Below are 1,829 nucleotides of genomic sequence, written 5' to 3' on the forward strand. Positions count from 1 at the left end.
CGGTCATCCGCCGGACCGTCCGGCGCTGGTCGCGGGTCAGCAGCGTCACGACCGTGCCCGACGCGCCCGCCCGCGCGGTGCGGCCCGCGCGGTGCAGGTAGTCCTTGTGGTCGGCGGCGGGGTCGACGTGCAGCACCAGGCTCACGTTGTCGACGTGGATGCCCCGCGCGGCGACGTCGGTGGCGACCAGCACCGGTGTCCGGCCTTCCTTGAAGTCGGCGAGTACGCGGTTGCGCTGCCCCTGCGTCTTACCGCCGTGCAGCGCGCCCGCGCGCACACCGCCCGCGCGCAGCCGGGTGGTGAGCCGGTCGACGTGGTGCTTGGTGCGCACGAACAGGATGGTGCGGCCGTCACGCGCGGCGATCTCGGTGATCACGGCCTGCTTGTCCCGCTGCTCGACCTGGAGCAGGTGGTGGTCCATCGTCTCGACGCTCGCCGTGGCCCCTGCGACGGAGTGGGTCACCGGATCGTGCAGGTAGGTCCGCACCAGCTGCTCGACGGCCTCGTCGAGGGTCGCCGAGAACAGCAGGCGCTGCCCACCGCGCGGGGTGCGGTCCAGGAGGTCGCGCACCTGGGGCAGGAAGCCCATGTCGGCCATCTGGTCGGCCTCGTCGAGAGTCACCATGTCGGCCGCGTCGAGCGAGCAGGTGCCCTGCCGCAGGTGGTCGGACAGGCGGCCCGGTGTGGCGATGAGCAGGTCCACACCTCGGTCGAGTGCCTCGGCCTGCCGCTCGAACGACATCCCCCCGACGGCGACGCGGCACCACAGGCGCAGCGACTTCGCCAGCGGGACGAGCGTGTCGGCCACCTGCATGGCCAGCTCGCGTGTCGGGACGAGCACCAGCGCCCTCGGCTTGCGCGGGGTGGCCTTGCCGCCGTCGAGCCGGGCCAGCATCGCCAGGCCGAAGGCCAGGGTCTTGCCGGAGCCGGTCTGGGCGCGGCCGAGCACGTCGCGGCCCGCGAGCGCGTCGGGCACGGTGGCGGCCTGGATGGGGAAGGCTTCGGTCAGGCCCGCGTCACGCAGCGAACGCTCCAGCGGCGCGGGCAGGTTCAACTCGGAGAACGAAACAGTGGTCACTCGATGCCTCTCGGACGTGGCACGTCACAAGGAGGCCCTGCTGCCCGCACGGGCGGACCGCGAGGGGGAGTGCGGTGGGCGTCACCCAGGACGAACCCTGCGCGGAGCACGCGCAGCACGGATGAAGACTCACACGGCGCGGCTGAGGTAACGCTCGCCGGTGCCCGGCCAGTCTAGCCGAGGACACCGGGCGGCCGGACAGCGGACCGGCCCGGCGGGCGGAATCCCCCGGTGACGCGGCGGGTCCGGCCGTCCCGCCGCGGGTGGACGGCGCCGGACGATCGGCACCCGGCCCGGCGAACGGAGGTCCGCTCACGTCCCGGTGACGATCTCCAGTTCGCGCTCCCCGGTCGGCTCGCAGGTGATCCCCGCGCGGCGCGCGACTCGGACCAGGTCGGTGACGGTCTCCGGCTCGGAGGGGGTGCGCGCCACGGCGGCGGCGAACCGCCCCTTGTGTGCCTTGTTGTGGTGGCTGACCGTCCTGCGCCGCCCGTCGGTGTCCTCGGTGACCACCCGTACGGTCACCGCGCCCGGAATCCGTGCCAACGCCGCGTACGGGCCGGAGCGCAGGTCGACCACCAGGTCGTCGACCCCGGAGAGGGCCGGTTCCAGCACCGGGCGCCACAGTGTGCGCAGCGACCCGGCGCCGGGCAGGGCGGTGCCCCCGGAGAGCCGGTAGGCCGGGATCGGGTCCTCGGCACGCACCGCGCCGAACAGCGCGGACGCCACCGCGAGCCGCCGCCCGGCCCGG

2 protein-coding genes are annotated in these 1,829 nt (G+C 74.4%); both read right to left on the reverse strand.

From position 1 onward, the window contains the following. Positions 1–1,078 (reverse strand): DEAD/DEAH box helicase (locus SACSA_RS23190; protein ID WP_019818402.1); only part of this gene is annotated, 1,078 nt, incomplete at its 3' end. Positions 1,079–1,390: 312 nt separating this feature from the next. Beyond that, positions 1,391–1,829: peroxide stress protein YaaA (gene yaaA, locus SACSA_RS0115045; protein ID WP_019818404.1), on the reverse strand; the 439-nt coding region annotated here is incomplete at its 5' end.

The sequence above is a fragment of the Saccharomonospora saliphila YIM 90502 genome, assembly GCF_000383795.1.
In the GTDB taxonomy this organism is placed as follows: Bacteria; Actinomycetota; Actinomycetes; order Mycobacteriales; family Pseudonocardiaceae; genus Saccharomonospora; species Saccharomonospora saliphila.